The sequence below is a fragment of the Bhargavaea massiliensis genome (assembly GCF_050480245.1).
GTDB lineage: Bacteria > Bacillota > Bacilli > Bacillales > Anoxybacillaceae > Anoxybacillus.
Genome location: NZ_JBCNEQ010000076.1, coordinates 1 through 18,245, shown reverse-complemented (window position 1 = coordinate 18,245; position 18,245 = coordinate 1). Strand labels below are relative to the sequence as shown.

16 protein-coding genes and 1 riboswitch are annotated in these 18,245 nt (G+C 40.3%); of the genes, 11 read left to right on the top strand and 5 right to left on the bottom strand.

Features of this window, described 5'->3' with window-relative positions:
• Positions 1–86: 86 nt before the first annotated feature.
• From ABEV15_RS13230 to ABEV15_RS13220, 3 genes are all read left to right on the top strand, one after another.
• Positions 87–1,214 carry an amidohydrolase gene (locus ABEV15_RS13230; protein ID WP_498853476.1) on the top strand — a complete coding sequence of 376 codons (1,128 nt, stop codon included), beginning with the start codon at positions 87–89 and terminating at the stop codon, positions 1,212–1,214.
• Positions 1,215–1,459: 245 nt separating this feature from the next.
• On the top strand, positions 1,460–2,017 hold the full coding sequence (locus ABEV15_RS13225) for a GNAT family N-acetyltransferase (RefSeq protein ID WP_429633034.1): 558 nt from the start codon (positions 1,460–1,462) through the stop codon (positions 2,015–2,017).
• 94 nt (positions 2,018–2,111) lie between these two features.
• Entirely contained in the window at positions 2,112–2,240 is a 129-nt protein-coding gene (locus ABEV15_RS13220) for a YfhE family protein (RefSeq protein WP_129000792.1), read from the top strand.
• 110 nt (positions 2,241–2,350) lie between these two features.
• Here ABEV15_RS13220 and ABEV15_RS13215 read toward each other — a convergent pair whose 3' ends face one another.
• Positions 2,351–4,042 (bottom strand): methyl-accepting chemotaxis protein, encoded by a 1,692-nt coding sequence (locus ABEV15_RS13215; RefSeq protein WP_498853475.1) that lies wholly within the window; start codon positions 4,040–4,042, stop codon positions 2,351–2,353.
• Positions 4,043–4,154: 112 nt separating this feature from the next.
• Positions 4,155–4,243, bottom strand: a riboswitch (cyclic di-GMP riboswitch).
• A 235-nt stretch (positions 4,244–4,478) separates the two neighbouring features.
• On the opposite strand from ABEV15_RS13215, the gene adhP reads away from it, so the two are divergent.
• The gene (gene adhP, locus ABEV15_RS13210) at positions 4,479–5,492 is read left to right on the top strand and encodes an alcohol dehydrogenase AdhP (protein ID WP_498853474.1); all 1,014 of its coding nucleotides are present in this window, start codon (positions 4,479–4,481) and stop codon (positions 5,490–5,492) included.
• A gap of 75 nt (positions 5,493–5,567) precedes the next feature.
• Here the strand turns inward: adhP and ABEV15_RS13205 are convergent, their stop codons facing one another.
• Positions 5,568–7,010 carry a protein adenylyltransferase SelO gene (locus ABEV15_RS13205; RefSeq protein ID WP_498853473.1) on the bottom strand — a complete coding sequence of 481 codons (1,443 nt, stop codon included), beginning with the start codon at positions 7,008–7,010 and terminating at the stop codon, positions 5,568–5,570.
• Between the two features lie 269 nt (positions 7,011–7,279).
• On the opposite strand from ABEV15_RS13205, the gene ABEV15_RS13200 reads away from it, so the two are divergent.
• Positions 7,280–10,417, top strand: coding sequence for a DUF3427 domain-containing protein (locus tag ABEV15_RS13200; protein WP_498853472.1), 3,138 nt, complete (start codon positions 7,280–7,282; stop codon positions 10,415–10,417).
• On the opposite strand, the gene ABEV15_RS13195 is transcribed toward ABEV15_RS13200, so the two are convergent.
• The 3 genes from ABEV15_RS13195 to zwf form a co-directional block, all read right to left on the bottom strand.
• Positions 10,394–10,798: a (deoxy)nucleoside triphosphate pyrophosphohydrolase gene (locus ABEV15_RS13195; RefSeq protein ID WP_075039724.1), complete on the bottom strand. Its 405-nt coding sequence runs from the start codon at positions 10,796–10,798 to the stop codon at positions 10,394–10,396. The genes ABEV15_RS13200 and ABEV15_RS13195 overlap by 24 nt on opposite strands.
• Before the next feature lie 265 nt (positions 10,799–11,063).
• Entirely contained in the window at positions 11,064–11,966 is a 903-nt protein-coding gene (gene gnd, locus ABEV15_RS13190) for a phosphogluconate dehydrogenase (NAD(+)-dependent, decarboxylating) (RefSeq protein ID WP_498853471.1), read from the bottom strand.
• Between the two features lie 140 nt (positions 11,967–12,106).
• Positions 12,107–13,564 carry a glucose-6-phosphate dehydrogenase gene (gene zwf / locus ABEV15_RS13185; protein WP_498853470.1) on the bottom strand — a complete coding sequence of 486 codons (1,458 nt, stop codon included), beginning with the start codon at positions 13,562–13,564 and terminating at the stop codon, positions 12,107–12,109.
• Positions 13,565–14,018: 454 nt separating this feature from the next.
• Here zwf and hxlR point away from each other — a divergent pair, with 454 nt between their 5' ends.
• From hxlR to ABEV15_RS13155, 6 genes are all read left to right on the top strand, one after another.
• Positions 14,019–14,384: a transcriptional activator HxlR gene (gene hxlR, locus ABEV15_RS13180; RefSeq protein WP_064214221.1), complete on the top strand. Its 366-nt coding sequence runs from the start codon at positions 14,019–14,021 to the stop codon at positions 14,382–14,384.
• A 363-nt stretch (positions 14,385–14,747) separates the two neighbouring features.
• Positions 14,748–15,605 carry a carbon-nitrogen hydrolase family protein gene (locus ABEV15_RS13175; protein WP_429633015.1) on the top strand — a complete coding sequence of 286 codons (858 nt, stop codon included), beginning with the start codon at positions 14,748–14,750 and terminating at the stop codon, positions 15,603–15,605.
• A gap of 40 nt (positions 15,606–15,645) precedes the next feature.
• The gene (locus ABEV15_RS13170; RefSeq protein ID WP_129000801.1) at positions 15,646–16,332 is read left to right on the top strand and encodes a GNAT family N-acetyltransferase; all 687 of its coding nucleotides are present in this window, start codon (positions 15,646–15,648) and stop codon (positions 16,330–16,332) included.
• 5 nt (positions 16,333–16,337) lie between these two features.
• The gene (locus ABEV15_RS13165) at positions 16,338–17,009 is read left to right on the top strand and encodes a hypothetical protein (protein WP_064220699.1); all 672 of its coding nucleotides are present in this window, start codon (positions 16,338–16,340) and stop codon (positions 17,007–17,009) included.
• A gap of 156 nt (positions 17,010–17,165) precedes the next feature.
• Positions 17,166–17,717, top strand: coding sequence for a DJ-1/PfpI family protein (locus tag ABEV15_RS13160; RefSeq protein WP_498853469.1), 552 nt, complete (start codon positions 17,166–17,168; stop codon positions 17,715–17,717).
• A gap of 258 nt (positions 17,718–17,975) precedes the next feature.
• Positions 17,976–18,245: helix-turn-helix domain-containing protein (locus ABEV15_RS13155; RefSeq protein ID WP_498853468.1), on the top strand; the 270-nt coding region annotated here is incomplete at its 3' end.

Sequence of the window (18,245 nt, the reverse complement as noted above, 5' to 3'; positions counted from 1 at the left end):
TTCCTCCCCGTGCCTAAAGGCGGGGGCTTCCTTGCGTAAGTTTCGTGACAAATACAATAATAGAAAAAGAAATAAAGGAGCTCGCCATGAAAGATATATTACTAAAGTACGGTACGATATACCCAATCACTTTCCCACCGATGAAGGGGGCTGATGTACGTATTGAAAATGGAAAAATTAAGGAGATAGGCTATGACCTTCCTGTATATGAACAATCAGAAGTTATTGATGTATCAGGAAAATACGTCTTTCCAGGTTTTATCGACGTTCATACACACCTTGGTTTATATGACGAAGGAACGGGATGGGCGGGCAACGACGCGAACGAAACGATTGAAACGATGACGCCGCATGTGCGTGCCATTGATAGCGTATATCCACTCGATCCAGGTTTTCGCGATGCAATCGAACATGGGATTACAACGGTACACATTATGCCAGGAAGTGCAAATGTCATCGGAGGAACGACGGCAGTCATTAAAACGTACGGAAAAAACGTCTCAAAAATGATTGTGAAAGAAACCGCAGGTCTAAAACTCGCCCTTGGAGAAAACCCAAAACGAATGCACAGTCAGGGAAATAAAGAATCGCTTACACGTATGGGCATTATGGGAATGCTGCGCGAAACATTTTACAACGCGAAATATAGCGATTGGCCGCACGATTTTCGTACGATCCCTATTATTCAAGCGTTAAATCGCGACATTCCGATCCGTGTTCACGCCCATCGCGCCGATGACATTTTATCCGCCATCCGTTTTGCAGATGAATTCGGGCTTGACTTACGCATCGAACATTGTACCGAAGGGCATCTCATTGCTGAAGAACTACAAGGACGAGATTTACAAGTTTCTGTCGGACCAACACTAACACGTCGATCGAAAGTAGAATTGAAAAACAAAAGTTGGAAAACGTATAAAATTTTATCTGATGCCGGCGTTCACGTCTCTATCACAACAGACCATCCTTACACACCGATTCAATATTTACACATTTGCGCTGCGATTGCTGTACGTGAAGGGCTTGATGAACAAAAAGCGCTCGAAGGCATTACGATTTTACCAGCACGCAACTTAGGAGTTGATGACCGTGTCGGCAGCTTAGAGATTGGAAAAGATGCCGATATTGTCGTTTGGAATTATCATCCGTTCCACTACCTCGCAACTCCTATGTTCACCATGATAAATGGAGAAATAATATACAAAAAAAATTAATAAAAAAACTATTTATTTTTTACACTGTTTCAAGTATGATATAAAAGGTTATACACGAAATATATACGTTCAAGATTATATACCGATGCGACAGTAAGGGAAGGCAAATGGTGCGCCACCAGCAATGTGCTGGTTCTAGTGGGTTCGATTCCCACCCCGAAATTTTTTGATTTGCATAAATTAAAAAATTTCGAGGGTGGCTCGTTCCCTATGGTCGACTGCCCTCGTGAATGGAGGGAAATCCGATGTTAAAAAAACGCGAACTGCAAGATTGTCAAGCGTTGTATGAGCTTATGGTGCACCCGGACGTCTTCCCTTTCGTGCGCCATAAAGCATATTCATACGAGGAGTTTTTATTTATTACAAAACAAACAATCGAAGCCGAAGAACGCGGTGAACTCATTTCGCGCACCATTTTAGATGAGTGGGGCAATCCGATTGGAACGATTAACTTATTTGATATTGAAGATGGCGCTGGCTTTTTAGGCACATGGCTCGGAAAACCGTATCATGGAAAAGGATACAACCAACTTGCCAAAGACGCCTTCTTTAACGAACTGTTTTATGAACGTTCCATCAACACGATCTTCATGCGCATTCGCAAAGTCAACGTCCGCTCCACAAAAGCTGCTGAAAAACTTCCTTACGTCACCCTTGCTAATGAAACGAGAAAGCGATTATGGGAAGAAATTAATCAAGGTGAAGACATATACAACTTATATGAAATTTCAAAGGACAACTATACGTTATATGTGATGCGCCAACAAAAAGCTGATGATGAACAACAATTAAAAGAAGCGTAACCTGTTCTGTGCGAACAGGTTTTTTTATTTGGATAATTTTTTATTTTTCTGTTCATAATGTTAATGTTACATTTTACAAAAACGAGGGATACATATGACTGACAAAAAGAAACGTGGGAAAACAAAAAGCACGCTCTCTAGTGCGCAAGAAATGACATATGCTCGCGATTTTAAACGAGCGGATCAAGCTGGTGGATTCACTGACAAACATGCTCGTCATTAACAACATTGTCCACTCATTTTTTTCGCCATTCGTCACATGCTAGTAGCGAAATGAGACGAAGAAGGTGTCCGAATGTCGGGACACCTTCTTTCCTAACCTCGTAACTCGTACTACACTCTAAACTTCGCCACTTCATTTCTTAATTTCTCGGCCATTCCAGCTAACGATGTAGCTGCGGACATGATTTCTTCACTAGAAGCGAGTTGTTCTTCAGAGGAAGCAGAAATTTCAGCCGTCCGTTCAACGAAACGTTTCGCAATCGACGATACTTCATCCATGGACGCATGCACTTGATGGACACCAGCCGACATTTGTTCTGAAACCGCTGATAGCTCTTGAATTTGTTCATTCACTTGTTCAATCGAACGTAAAATTTGTGCAAAAAATGTTCCTGCCTCTTCCACGAATTTTGTTCCTTGTTTCACTTCTTCTGTTCCTTTTTCAACAATGTTGACGACATGGCCTGTATTTTGTTGAATCATTTCGATTAACAGGGCAATTTGATTGGCCGATTCGCGTGATTGTTCCGCCAATTTACGCACTTCGTCCGCCACAACCGCAAATCCTTTGCCATGCTCTCCTGCTCGTGCCGCTTCAATGGCTGCGTTAAGCACCAATAAATTTGTTTGTTCAGCAATACCGACGATGACATCAACAATTTTCCCGATTTGTGCTGATTTTTCGTTTAGCTCTTTAATCACTGCATTCGTTTCATTTGTTGATTGGTTAATTGTATTCATTTGCATAACGACTTTTCGTAAATATTGTTGTCCGACAGTCGCTTGCTTCGTCGTCTCTGTCGCAGAGTTCGCTACAACGGTAGCTGTTTGAGCCATCCGCTCAATTCCTGCTGCCATCTCACTAATAGCCTGCACGCTTTCTTCTGCATGTCTTCCTTGCATTTCTGCCCCTTGAGCTACTTCTTGAATGGCTGTCGTTACTTCTTCCGTTGCTGCGCTTGCCTGCTCAGCGCTTGCCATGAGTTCTTGTGCCGAAGCAGACACATGCTCTGTCGCTGCGCTTACTTGTTGAATAAGCTGTTTTAAATTGTGAGCCATTCGATTAAACGACTTCGCCAAATCACCAATTTCATCTTGATTTGTCACATGAATATCATCAACCGACAAATCACCATGTGCAATTTTTTCAGCATGATCGGAAATTTGTTTCACTGGTCTTGCGATTTTTTCGCTAATATAAAGCGCAATTGCCATACTCACAAAAAAGGCGACACCAATTATAATAAGCGTCATGTATTTCATATCTGTTGCTTGTTGTGACAACATCGCGCTCATTTGCTGTAAATGTTTTTCTAGTGCTACCCGCGCTTGCTCACCCACTTCAGTTACTTCTAACGTAATGGCATTTTCTCGCTCTTTCATGAGGCGTGAAATTTCAGCCATTTGACCTTGCTTTTTGAACTCCACTACCTGTTTCGCAATATCACGATAGTCTTGCTCTGCTTTTACTAACCGATCAACCGCTTCCTTTGCTTTGCTCTCTAACTGTAATGATGTCATTTTTTCTTGATTATCCGCAAATTCGCTCGCTGCTTGTTCAAATGCATTTAAACTTTCAGGTTTTCCGCTAATTAAATATTCCTCTATAGCAATTCGTTCGCGCAACACCGCATTTTGCATACTTGTAACAATATTTATTTGTTCAAACCCTTCTTTCATCGCATTAGAATACTGCTCATCAATTTGTTGTAAACGATTATATGTAAGCATACTTACGACAAAAAATAACAATAACACTGGAAGAACCGTCGCAATTATTTTTTTTCTTACCGTTAAACTCATGATGCTTCCCCCTGTCTTAGTAAAATAAAAAAGCTGCCCAAACAAAGTAAATAGAGGCAGCTATAGTTCGACACGTATCCTAGAGAACGGAACCTTCTTAATACTTCACAAGAAGGGCAACTGGCTGGCATATCTATACACATAGACGTAGCCCCTATAGCTTTGCGACCTACCCTTTTGAGTAGTTTGCCTATTATTCAATTTTTTGCATTTTTATCTTAGCATAGCAACAAGAAAAAGGAAATACGAAATTGTGACTAAAATGGAAACTTTATATGATGTCAACTCCCGAACCAAATTTTTAACTTTTTATCCAAAAATATTTTTCATTTTTTTGAACATTTTATTTGCGATATTTTTCACAAGTTAAATGTACGCTACACTACATATGTACAGATCAAAAAGTCCCTTTTTGCCTAGAAGGAGGATTATAATCATGAAAGCTGCAGTTGTGGAACAATTTAAAAAGCCGTTACAAGTGAAAGAAGTGGAAAAACCTAAGATCTCATACGGGGAAGTATTAGTGCGCATCAAAGCGTGTGGGGTATGCCATACAGACTTGCATGCCGCACATGGCGACTGGCCTGTGAAACCTAAACTGCCCCTCATTCCTGGCCATGAAGGTGTCGGTGTAATTGAAGAAGTAGGTCCTGGGGTAACACATTTAAAAGTTGGAGATCGCGTAGGTGTCCCTTGGCTTTATTCGGCGTGCGGTCATTGTGACTATTGCTTAAGCGGACAAGAAACATTATGCGAACGTCAACAAAACGCTGGCTATTCCGTCGATGGTGGTTATGCTGAATATTGCCGTGCTGCAGCCGATTATGTCGTAAAAATTCCTGATAACTTATCGTTTGAAGAAGCCGCTCCAATCTTTTGCGCTGGTGTAACAACATATAAAGCGCTCAAAGTAACAGGCGCAAAACCAGGTGAATGGGTAGCCATTTACGGTATCGGCGGGCTTGGACATGTCGCAGTCCAATACGCAAAGGCGATGGGGTTAAACGTCGTTGCTGTCGATTTAGGTGATGAAAAACTTGAGCTTGCTAAACAACTTGGTGCAGATCTTGTCGTCAATCCGAAACATGATGATGCAGCACAATGGATAAAAGAAAAAGTGGGCGGTGTGCATGCGACTGTCGTCACAGCTGTTTCAAAAGCCGCGTTCGAATCAGCCTACAAAGCCATTCGTCGCGGTGGTGCTTGCGTACTCGTCGGATTACCGCCGGAAGAAATACCTATTCCAATTTTCGATACAGTATTAAATGGAGTAAAAATTATTGGTTCTATCGTTGGTACGCGCAAAGACTTACAAGAAGCACTTCAATTTGCAGCAGAAGGAAAAGTAAAAACAATTGTCGAAGTGCAACCGCTTGAAAACATTAACGACGTATTCGATCGTATGTTAAAAGGGCAAATTAACGGCCGCGTCGTGTTAAAAGTAGATTAAAAAGAAGGCGTCTGTGGGCGCCTTCTTATTTTACTTCAACGGAAAATACTTGATGATCATGAAGCTCTTCCTTATTTACGTCCCACAAAACGTCCGATACGGCCGATCAGACGGCTCAGGAGGTATAGCATATTGTTCTTGTTCTTTCGTGTATGCATACGGATGTTGCAACGCATGAAGCAACTGCTCCATGACCGTATAATCCCCGCGTTCAACCGCCGCCGTCAGCGCTTCTTCGACCCGATAGTTGCGCGGAATGATCGCCGGGTTGTTTTGCCGCATTCGTTCATACACTTCATCTTTTGTTACGCCTTGACGGGCGATTCTTTCCTGCCAACGTGCATACCAATCACGAAACTGTTGTTCGCAAAAATTCCACTCGCCTAACGTTAATGAGCGAAACGTATTCGTATAGTCAGCACGATAAGTATACATAAGATGAAGCAACTCCCCGATAAGCTTTTTGTCTTCCTCCTCTTTCGTAAAAAGCCCGAGTTTTGCCCGCATCCCTTCTAGCCAATACGTTTCATACAACGCCGGAAATCGACCTATCGTTTCTTGCGCAAGCTCAATCGCTTTTTCCTCATTATCATGCAGAAGCGGCAAAAGACTTTCAGCCAAACGTGCAATATTCCATCCAGCGATATACGGCTGATTACCGTACGCATACCGCCCTTGCGTATCAATGGAGCTAAACACCGTCTTTGGATCGTACACATCCATAAACGCGCACGGTCCGTAATCAATCGTCTCACCGCTAATCGTCATATTATCGGTGTTCATCACCCCATGAATAAACCCGACTAATTGCCATTTCGCTACAAGCGCCGCCTGCTTTTTCATCACTTCTTCAAGCAAAAAAGCATAACGATTGGACGTCTGTTCTCCGTTTGGATAATGTCGCTCGATCGCATAATCGGCTAACGCTTGCAATTCCTCTTTCGATAAAAAGCGTGCCGCATATTGAAACGTCCCGACACGCAAATGACTCGCTGCCACGCGCGTTAAAATCGCCCCTGGCAGCTCTGTTTCGCGAATAACAACTTCCCCTGTTGTCACAACGGCTAAACTGCGCGTCGTTGGAATACGAAGCGCATGCATCGCCTCACTAATGATATACTCACGAAGCATCGGCCCGAGCGCCGCACGTCCATCTCCCCCGCGCGAATACGGCGTCCGTCCCGACCCTTTCAGCTGAATATCGAACCGTTCTCCGTCTGGCGTCACATGTTCACCAAGTAAAATCGCTCGCCCGTCGCCAAGCATATTAAAATATCCGAACTGATGTCCTGCATACGCCTGCGCCAAAGGCTCCGCACCTTCAGGAATTCGATTTCCGGCAAACACCGCCACCCCATCCTCGCTCGCTAGCGCCTCCGTACATAGCCCAAGTTCCCCTGCCAGCGAACGATTAAGCACGACAAGCTTTGGGTCACTGACAGGCGTCGGGTAAATTCTTGTAAAAAATCGCTCAGGCAAACGAGCATAACTATTGTCAAAGTTCCAGTTCTCGTCCAACGTGCTTCCTCCCTTATGAAACGTTCAAATGATGGTTGTATGTATTAGTATATCCTATTTTCTTTCATCGTGCTGTGTGGGAATGCATGACGTCAATTTTGTTCGTTTAATTCGATAGTGAAAAATTGAAGATGAAACACGATACAACATGCGAAGAAAAGAAGAATATTGAATATCTCACTTCAATCACGTCATCTCGATATAACGATAGAAATGTCACACAAATCATGGTAAAATTTTATAAAAAATACGTTAGGTGGTTTTTATTGATGGAAAAAATCTTTTTCGAAGAATTGCAACTTCTTGCTAAACAATACCCTGATACAAGTGTCATACAACGTCTATCACCGAAAGATTACATTGAAGTTCTCGTTCTTCATTCCGCTAAACAGCTCGCTCATAAACTAAAAAGTTTGGCAGAAGAGAACCGTTTTGATGAAATTATACAACTAACGAAACACATTTCTACTTTAGTATCAAATAACGAAGATTCTTTTTCTTTGCCACTCTCTATGATTACATACACATACGGACAACGAGAAATACCAATTATAGAGGATTTTTTCTTATCTCGGTTACATTTACTATATAACGATAAACATACAATGAAAAACTTTTTTAAAACATTAAAATATGAAATGCTGACAGCTGATTCTGTCGATTTTATGGTTAGCTTTATCCGAATGTCGGGGTTGCAATTATTGATTCGTCCACTACTTATGCTTGAAAAAGAACGTATTCCTGTACGCATCATCACATCGACCTATCTAAACATTACAGAACTAAAAGCACTCAAAAAACTCATGCAATTTTCGAACGTACAAGTAAAAATAATCGATACGCAACAACATTCTTTTCATACGAAAGCATATATGTTCCATCGACATTCAGGATTAAATACAGTAATCATAGGCTCGTCAAATATTTCGCACTCAGCCCTCATTAACGGACATGAGCTAAATGTAAAGCTACCCGATACAAGCTTTTTACCAATCTATGAGCATACAAAGCAAATTTTTGATAAAATATGGAATCATACAGATGCGATTTCTCTTGATTATGCATTTATCCAAAAATACGAACAACAAACAATAAGAAAAGAAAGCGAATCTTTAGCTGCTGAGCCGAAAGGAGAATATATCGTTACCTCAAGTGTGAAGCCAAACGATATGCAAAAAAAAGCATTAAAAAACCTTGAACATACAAGAAAAAGTGGTAACACAAAAGGCGTCATTATCGCTGCTACTGGAACTGGAAAAACGTATTTAGCCGCTTTTGACGTCAAAGCATATGATCCAAAAAAGCTTTTATTTATCGCCCATCGTGAAGAATTGTTAGATAAGGCAATTGAAACATTTAAACATGTGATAGGAAATGACCACCTATTTGGGAAAATTACAGGGACAGTGAAACAATTCGATAAACCGTACTTATTTAGTACCGTTCAATCACTCTCTAAAGACGAAACGTTGCAACATTTTGGGCAACATGAATTTGACTATATCATTATCGATGAATTTCATCATGCCGAAGCACCTACGTATCAAAAAGTGATTCGTTATTTCCAGCCGAAATTTTTGCTTGGCTTAACAGCAACACCGGAAAGAATGGATGGCAGAGACGTTTTAGCAATTTGTGACCATAACGTTGTATATGAAATACGTTTAAGAGAGGCGCTAGACGCACAGTTGCTCGCACCATTTCACTACTTTGGTATTTCAGATCGTACGGTAGACTATAGTCAAATTCCATTAAAAAACGGTATGTTTGATGAAGCGCTGCTTGTGAAAGCTTTAAAAACAAACGAACGAACAGATTTTATTATTGAAATGATTCGTACGTATAGTTATGACGGTGATCGTATCGTCGGGCTCGCTTTTTGTGTAAATATCGATCATGCAAAATATATGAGCGAACAATTTAATAAACGCGGATATTGCACAACATACTTAACTGGTGAACATAGTGTGGAATATCGTGAACAGATTATAAAGAGACTAGAAAATCCAGACGATCCACTTGAATTCATCTTTACTGTTAACATTTTTAACGAAGGAATTGATATTCCAAGTTTAAATCTTTTATTATTTTTAAGACCTACCGAATCATCGACTGTATTTATTCAACAACTAGGAAGAGGACTAAGGAAAGTAAAAGGAAAAGAGTTTGTGACGGTTTTGGATTTTGTAGGAAATTACCAAAAATCGTTTATGATTCCGCTCGCTCTCGCTGGGCAACTGAACGACAAAGCGTTTGATAAAGATTCCCTCCGTGTTGCAATTACACACGAATTTGCCGATCTACCAGGCGGCGCATACGTTGATCTAGATCCAGTAACACAAAGGGAAATTTTAGACCGCATTGACTCTATTAAAATGAATTCAACGGATATGTTAAAAATGCTATATCAACAGTTTAAAAATGAGCTTGGGCGCTCACCAGAAATATTAGATTTTTTATATTACGAACAATCGCCAAGCTTAACGTTTTTCATATATAAGTATCGTTCATGGGTCAAAACAAAAGAAAAAATGAATGATATAAACAAGCTTGACCAAATGATTTTACACTACCCATTGATGTGTGAGTGCGTTGAACGACTAGAAAACCAACTCCCGATCAAATGGCCGTACGATTTTGTCATTTTGCAGCTAGCTCTTTTACAAAAAGTCGTATCTTGTGAAGATGTCGTAAAACAACTTGCCAAAAAGTTTGCCGTAGATGTTCCGTTAGAAAAACATCAACAGATGATTATACAATCGATGGATCGCCTATCATTGCCATATAAAAAACAAAAATGGTCGTTTGGACAACGAAATGGCCAGCAATTCATCTTGAATGATGACATTCTTGCTTTAACTGAAGATACACAGTTTTTCAATTACATCAAAGATCGTATCGACTACGGACTCATTGAATTTAGGAGAACGTATCGTCCTGAACGATTTTTAGCTAAAGGAGAAAAGCTTACTCTTTATCAAAACTATACGAGAAATGATTTAATTTTCTTATTTGAAGCAGGAGTAAAAGAAGGATCGTGGCGAGAAGGAGTAAGTAAAGTTAGAAACCATTATTTACTGTTCGTTAATTTAAATAAATCAGAAAGAGTGAAAGAACATTTACATTACAAAGATTATTTTCTTGACCAAAAGCATTTTCATTGGCAAAGCCAAAATCAAACGTCTCATCATTCTTCTGTCGGACAAAATTTTATTCATCATAAAGAACTTGGAATCCATATTCATCTATTTGTTCGAAAGTTTGAAGAAATGCACGGAATGACATTGCCGTTTACTTATCTCGGTGAAGTCGATTATGTGTCGAGCTATGGAGATAAGCCGATGAGTATCACATGGCGACTACATCATCCCGTGCCGGAAGATTTATATATTGACTTGATTCGCTAATAAAGCATCTACAGTCGGAATATCAGCGGGTGCCCATTCAAGAGATTTTAAATCTCGAAGCGGCACCCATCTTAATTCAGCATGTTCTTTCGCTTGCGGTTCTCCCTCAATAATTGTCGCTTTATATGTCAGTAAATGGACAATAACTTGGGGATATTCGTAATGCACTTCTTCAATTTTTTCATGTACTTCAATCGTACATCCTAATTCCTCATGAATTTCCCTGACTAATGTTTCTTCCTCCTTCTCCCCTTTTTCAACTTTCCCACCCGGAAATTCCCAAAGGTTAGGGAGTGACATCGCATGCGACCGAAGTGCACACAACACACGATTTTGATCATCAAATATCACTGCCCCTACGACACGAACCGTTTTTTTCATTAATGTTTCCCCTCTATCTTCATTTTTTGTGAATACTTTCATTCTACAAAAAAGTTGTCCTTTTTTCTATGCTCGTCCAGCAAGGCAAAAAACAATCCTTCTCTGAATGAAAAAAGTCGCGATATGGCGGTTTCTTAATCCTCTTGACAAGGAGAAAGGTTTTCCAACTGTTCTCCTTATCAAGAGGCCTCCAAACGAAGTGCGACAGTAGGGTTTTAAAGTTTTTCTCGATTTTATGTGTCTATTTTCTTGACATAATACCAATTTATTTTTCCTCATTTTTTTCTACAGCATGTCCGCCAAATTCGTTGCGTAAAGCTGCTACTACTTTACCTGTAAATGTATCTGTTTCTAATGAACGATAACGCATCAATAAGGACATAGCGATGACAGGAGTGGCTGTTTGTAAATCTAAAGCTGTTTCGACTGTCCATTTTCCTTCACCGGAAGAATGCATAATTCCTTTGATTTCCTCTAATTTTGCATCTTTAGAAAAGGCGCGTTCTGTTAATTCCATAAGCCATGAACGAATAACCGAACCGTTATTCCATACTCTTGCTACTTTTTCATAGTCATAATCGAATTCGCTTTTCTCTAATATTTCAAATCCTTCACCAATGGCAGCCATCATCCCGTATTCAATCCCATTGTGAACCATTTTTAAAAAGTGGCCGCTGCCTGCTTTTCCTGCATATAAATACCCATTTTCTACAGCCGTATCTCGGAAAAGAGGCTCGACAATGCTCCAAGCTTCAGGATCTCCTCCAACCATGTAGCATGCTCCGTTCCGAGCACCTTCTACCCCGCCAGAAGTCCCGGCATCCATAAAATGAATCCCAGCTTCTTTTAACTGGTTGTAACGACGAATCGATTCCTTATAATGAGAATTTCCACCATCAATCACGATGTCTCCTTTGCTTAAAAATGGGATAATCTCACGAATAACCGAATCAACAACATTGTGCGGAACCATGAGCCAAACAATTCTTGGATTTTCTAATGATAAAACGAGTTCCTCTAAGCTTGATACACCTTTAGCGCCGTATTTTTTTATTTCTTCAACCGCATTTGCATTTACATCAAACGCCACTACTTCATGTTTATGGTCAATGAGATTTTTACCTAAGTTTAATCCCATTTTCCCTAAACCGATTAACCCGACTTTCATGTTCATTGCCCTCCTCGAACTGATTTAACCTTTCGACATTATTCACATTTTATACGTATATATACATAGCTAATCTATAGTTCCATTTAGAAATGATATTTTCTAATGATGAGAATGAAGTTCGACAAGATCATTCGCAACTACCACCAATTGAATCCGTCCTCTTCCAGTAACCGATGAGAAGCCTCTGGCCCCATTGAACCTGAACGATACGAATGAAGGGGAAGGAGATTTCCCTCAAATGCCTCTAAAACAGGCTGTACCCACTTCCAAGAGAGTTCAACTTCTTTCCAATGAGCAAAGAAAGTCGAATCGCCTCGCAAAGCATCAAAAATTAACACTTCATAGGCTTCAGGTACATTTTTCTCATTAGTTGAAAAATGCATATGAATAGGCTCGATTTTTCCATTGTTTAATATATTTTTACTATTTAATTGCAACGTAACACCCTCATTCGGACTGATTTCAATCACTAAAAGATTAGGAGCCGTTTCCTCATTTTTTTGCAAGTACCATTCCTTTAATGGATTTTTAAACTCAATCACAATACGAGTAGATTTTTCCTTCATTCTTTTCCCCGTACGGAGATAAAATGGCACCCCACTCCAAAACTCATCATCAATCCACAAGCGAGCCGCAACAAATGTATCCGTTGTTGAAGAAGCAGCAATTCCAGGCTCTTCTTTATATCCAACAACTGGTTTACCAAAGATTTCTCCAGGACCATATTGGCCGCGAACGACATGTAAACCTACTTCTTCTTTTTGTAATGGGCGAAGAGATTCGATGACTTTTCTTTTTTCGTCACGGATGTCTTTTGCGCTGATCCGTTTTGGCAAGTGCATGGCTGTCATCATCAACAATTGCAACATATGATTTTGAAACATATCGCGAATGGCCCCTGTCTGGTCATAATACCCCGCTCTCTCTTCTACCCCAACCGTTTCACTAGCCGTAATTTGTACATTCGCTATATACTGATTGTTCCATAACGATTGAAACAAAGGGTTGGCAAATTTTAAGGCTTCAAGATTTTGGACCATCGGCTTTCCAAGATAATGATCCACTCGATAAATTTCCTCTTCTTCAAAAGCTTGACTTAACTTTTCATTTAAATGTTGTGCTGATTTCAAATCATGCCCAAAGGGTTTTTCGATAATCAGACGTTTCCAACCTTTTGTGGAGCCTAATCTACTTTCCTTGATGTTCGACGTAATTACATCAAAAAACTCTGGCGCAACGGATAAATAAAACATGCGGTTTTCAGGAATATTCAACTCTTTTTCACGCTGTTGAACGATTTCAAGTAGCTTTTTATACCCTTGTACATTTGTTACATCTAAAGAAATATAACGAAACGCACGAAGAAATTCTTCCATTTTGGAACGGTCATTGATGAAACGTGTAGAAAATGTTTTTAATGAATGTGCCACATGTGTTTGAAAGTCATCATCCGACCATTCTCTTCTACCTAAACCAATAATGGAAAACGAATGTGGCATTTTTTGATCGAGAAATAAATGATATAATGCAGGAAAAATTTTTCTTTTTGCTAAATCCCCTGTTGCTCCAAACAAGACAAAGGTCATAGAATCCAATTTTCATTCCCCCATCCTTTCGAAACATTTTCTAAACCGAAAATTTTGGATACAGTGAGATAAAAAGATCAGATTCAAATGGAATCCAATCTTTTTATCTTTGATAAGAAATTTTGATAGTACGTACCGATTAGAAGTTAACATCCAGACCATAAAACGCTGCGATGTATAATTTTTCATTTCTTCTACCGATGTTTCACACGGATTCGTGCTTGTGCATGGATCTCGCATGGCATTGGCTGCCATTTCATCCACGTGTACATTGGAACAACTCCCCGGATACCCCATGGAAAATATTTGGACCACGATTCACGTTGTCCCCTCCTATGCTTACGTTTTGTTTTACAGAAGCTAGTATAATCCGTATAATCCTATTTTAGAAGTACGCACTTTATTATCATGTAGTGTTAAAAAGTATACTATTGGTTTATAATAGAGAATGGAGGTGGAATAAATGGGACATGTTTGTGGCAAAATGTATAACTGTGAAAAAGAATTGACACTTGCCATTATTGGCGGTAAATGGAAAATGCTTATTTTATGGCATCTAGGAAAAGGTGGGACGAAGCGGTTTGGCGAGCTGAAGGCTCTCATGCCGGGGATCACCCAACGAATGCTTGTTAACCAGCTGCGAGAACTGGAAGCAGACCTTATTGTTGAACGCAAAGTCTATCCAGTAGTTCCTCCAAAAGTAGAATATTCACTGACTGAACACGGAAAAAGTCTAATGCCAATTCTCGATGCTATGTATGAGTGGGGTAAAAATTATATGGAGACGGTCGTGAAGGGCCAAGTAAAAATCAATGAGTCCACCAAATAAAAAACGCTCTCTCCTTTAAAAGCTCGAAAACGGCCTTCTCATCTTCCTTTATTTCAATATCGTTATTTTTGCAGAAAGAATGTGTGTTTATTGGAGCGCTAAACCTTGTAGAGGCATATAGTCATCAAAAAACAGGCAGAATCTTTATAAATGGTCTGCTGCCCGTTTTTTACGTATATACATTGATGACTCTCCTCACTTAATTTTTTATATTCCCTTTTAGTATACTTTTTTACACTATGTTACATGAAAGTGTGTACTTGTTAAAGCGAATGATGTGCTTAATAATATCAATATCATGGCTATTAATAGCATGAATGAGGTAAAATTTTTTAAGACTGATAACAAGAAAGGAGGAGGCTTATGAAACTCAGAGTTTCAGCCGTTCAATATCATCTCCATACGATAAATTCTTTTGAAGAATTTGCTAATCAAGTGGAGCATTATATTAAAACAGCTCAAGAATTTGATGCGGATTTTGTTTTATTCCCAGAATTTTTTACTACTCAGCTCATGTCCATTGGCAATGAACAAGGACAGCCTTTGACGATTCAAGAGCTTCCTGATTTTACTGAACAATATCGGTCTTTATTTATAAATTTAGCCAAGAAAACAAAGATGCATATTATTGGAGGAACACATGTCATCCGTAAAGGCGACCGATTATACAATGTGGCTCATTTGTTCTATCCAGATGGAAGAGTTGCCGAACAGGCAAAGCTCCATATTACTCCGACGGAAGTAAAGGAATGGAACATGTCTCCTGGTGATGGTCTACAAGTGTTTGAGACTGAAAAAGGAACGATTGCCATGTTGACGTGCTATGACATTGAGTTTCCAGAAATTGTTCGCATGGCTAAAGCGAAAGGTGCTGATGTTATTTTCTGTCCTTCTTGCACGGATGATCGTCACGGATTCCATCGTGTCCGTTACACAAGCCATGCAAGAGCCATCGAAAATCAAGTCTATGTTGTCACGACGGGTACAGTAGGTTCCCTTCCGACGGTTGACTTTATGCGGGCGAATTTTGGGCAAGCAGCGGTGATTACACCGAACGATATTCCATTTCCTCCGCGCGGCATCTTAGTCGAAGGAGAAATCAATCATGATATGGTTGTAACCGCTGATCTTGATTTAGACCTGTTATATCAAGTTCGCGAAAGCGGTTCCGTCACTACATGGCGCGATCGTCGCACCGATCTCTATCCGGACTGGAAATAAGGTATAAGGTAAGACTAGCGCTCTTAAAGGAGGGAGAAAAATGTATCGAAAAGAATTTTACGTCTTTGACCAAGATCGTCCTGTTCCTGCGGTCATTCGAAATTATGAAGAAAAGGACTTTCCCGGCTTAATCCGCATCCAGCAAGAAAGTTTCCCACCGCCATTCCCATCTGAATTATGGTGGAACACGGAACAGCTGAAAAACCATGTTACTCTCTTTCCAGAAGGAGCCTTATGTGTAGAGGTCGATGGCGAAATTGCTGGATCGATGACAGGATTGATTGTTGACTTTGATCCGAATCATCCGGATCATACATGGGAAGAAATTACCGATAATGGATATATTCGCAACCATAATCCAAATGGAAATACGCTCTATGTAGTCGATATTGGCGTGCGCCCTGCTTATCGCAAATTAGGATTAGGAAAATGGCTAATGTTATCCATGTATGAAGTCGTCGTTCAATTGGGATTAGAACGTCTGTTAGGCGGAGGAAGAATGCCCGGCTATCATAAAAAAGCTCATGAGATGACGGCAGAACAATACCTCGAAGCAGTCGTCAAAGGAGAATTAAAGGACCCTGTTATCACTTTCCTGCTTCGCTGCGGCCGTACCCCTGTTCAAGTGGTGGCTAACTATTTAGAGGATGAAGAGTCTTGTAACTACGCGGCGTTGATGGAATGGAAAAATCCTTTTTATACAACAAAATCTGAACAAGGAGAATGATGAACATGGAATATCGGAGAATTACGAGTATTGAAGACCCTTTGTTTAAAAAAATGCACGAATTGATGCAAGAGGTATTTCCTCCTGAAGAAGTATTAGCATTCGATCTTTGGAAAGAGCCTCTTGAAGATCCGGGAATTCGTGTGTGTGTTGCTGTTCATGAAGGGAATGTCGTAGGTGCGACAGAGTACCGCTATTATGAAGATTTAAATGTCGCAATGACAGACTTCACGATCATTGGCCAACCAGGACTTGGCATCGGCCGATTTTTAGTGCAAAAGAGGCTAGAAGATTTGAACGCTTGGGCCGCAGCAAACGGAAAGCAGTTATTTGGCATGTTTGCGGAAATTTATGATCCTTATCGGGTGGAACATTATGAATTTGGCGGAATTAAACCGATGGATCCATATGTCCGCCGTGAAGTATTGTCTCATCTTGGTTATAAGCGTCTTGATTTCCCTTACGTTCATCCGTCTTGGAACAACGATGGAGAGGCTGTAACTGGGCTCGACCTTTGTTTCCTTCCGATGGATGATAACGTAAATGAACTTCCAGCGGAGCTTGTTGTGAAGTTTTTGAAACGATATTATTCTGTCTTATCAAACAAGCCAAAGGCTTGGTATGAAATGATTGAAAATCTTGAAACAAAAAATACGGTACCTCTTTTAAGCATTTAATGTACTGACGTCGTATTCATTTAATTTCAAAAGTCCAAATTCAAAAAACTAGGAATCCTTGATAAATCCAAATAGTTACAGTATACTTTGGTTATGGAAAGTACTGTGTTAAAATTCCTTCTATAAATAATCATAGTAATGAAAGAGGTTGTTCATATGAGCAAAAAAGTATTAATTGTTGCAGGAGATGCGGTGGAAGCGTTAGAGATTTATTATCCGTATTACCGTTTGTTAGAGGAAGGTTTTGATGTTACAATCGCTGCTCCGAAGAAAAAGAAACTGCATACAGTTGTCCACGATTTCGCTGATTGGGATACTTTTGTAGAAAAGCCAGGCTATCTCATTGATGCACATGCATCGTTTGCAGAAATCGATCCAACACAGTACGATGCGCTCATTATTCCGGGAGGACGTGCGCCAGAATACATCCGCCTCGATGAAAACTTGCCAAAAATTGTACGCCATTTCTTTGAAGCGAACAAACCAGTTGCGGCGATTTGCCATGCTTCACTTGTATTAGAAACCCTTCCTGATATTATGAAAGGGCGCAGCATGACCGCATACATTGCCTGCAAGCCAGGTGTAGAAGCAATTGGTGCCAACTATGTATCTGAGCCAACTCATGTTGATAACAATTTCGTATCCGCTCATGCATGGCCAGATTTACCAGCATTCATGCGCGAATTTATTAAGTTATTAAACAAGTAAAATCGTTTGTTAAGGCGTTCTCCTATGGGGACGCCTTTTTGATTTAAACAACATGTTGCATTGATTGTTGATGATCTAGACACAAAATATTATCGAACAGTGCCAGGCACTGTTCGCCAATAAAACACCCCCAGCTGCATTTTACGCAGTTGGGGGATTCTATATACATGCACTTTAAAACGATGACTTCTGTATGAACACCTTTTTTCATGGCTATACTGCTCCTAAATATTTCTATACAAAAGGAGCGGAATTGGCATGAAACGTCTGAAAATCACAAATGATCACGGTTGGACACCTCGAACCCTTCGGAAACAAGAACGGAAAATCAAAAATGCTTCGCTTCGCGTTCGGGTGACTGCTGTTCGTCTCGTCATGGAAGGTCATCTCGGTAAAGATGTGGCCAAAATGGTCAATCTGTGCCGTCAATCGGTTGCCATCTACGTTGCACGGTTTAACCAAGGTGGGCTCGATCATCTACTCGATCGTCGCTTACCACCTGGTCGCGTGCCGTTTCTTACGGAAGAA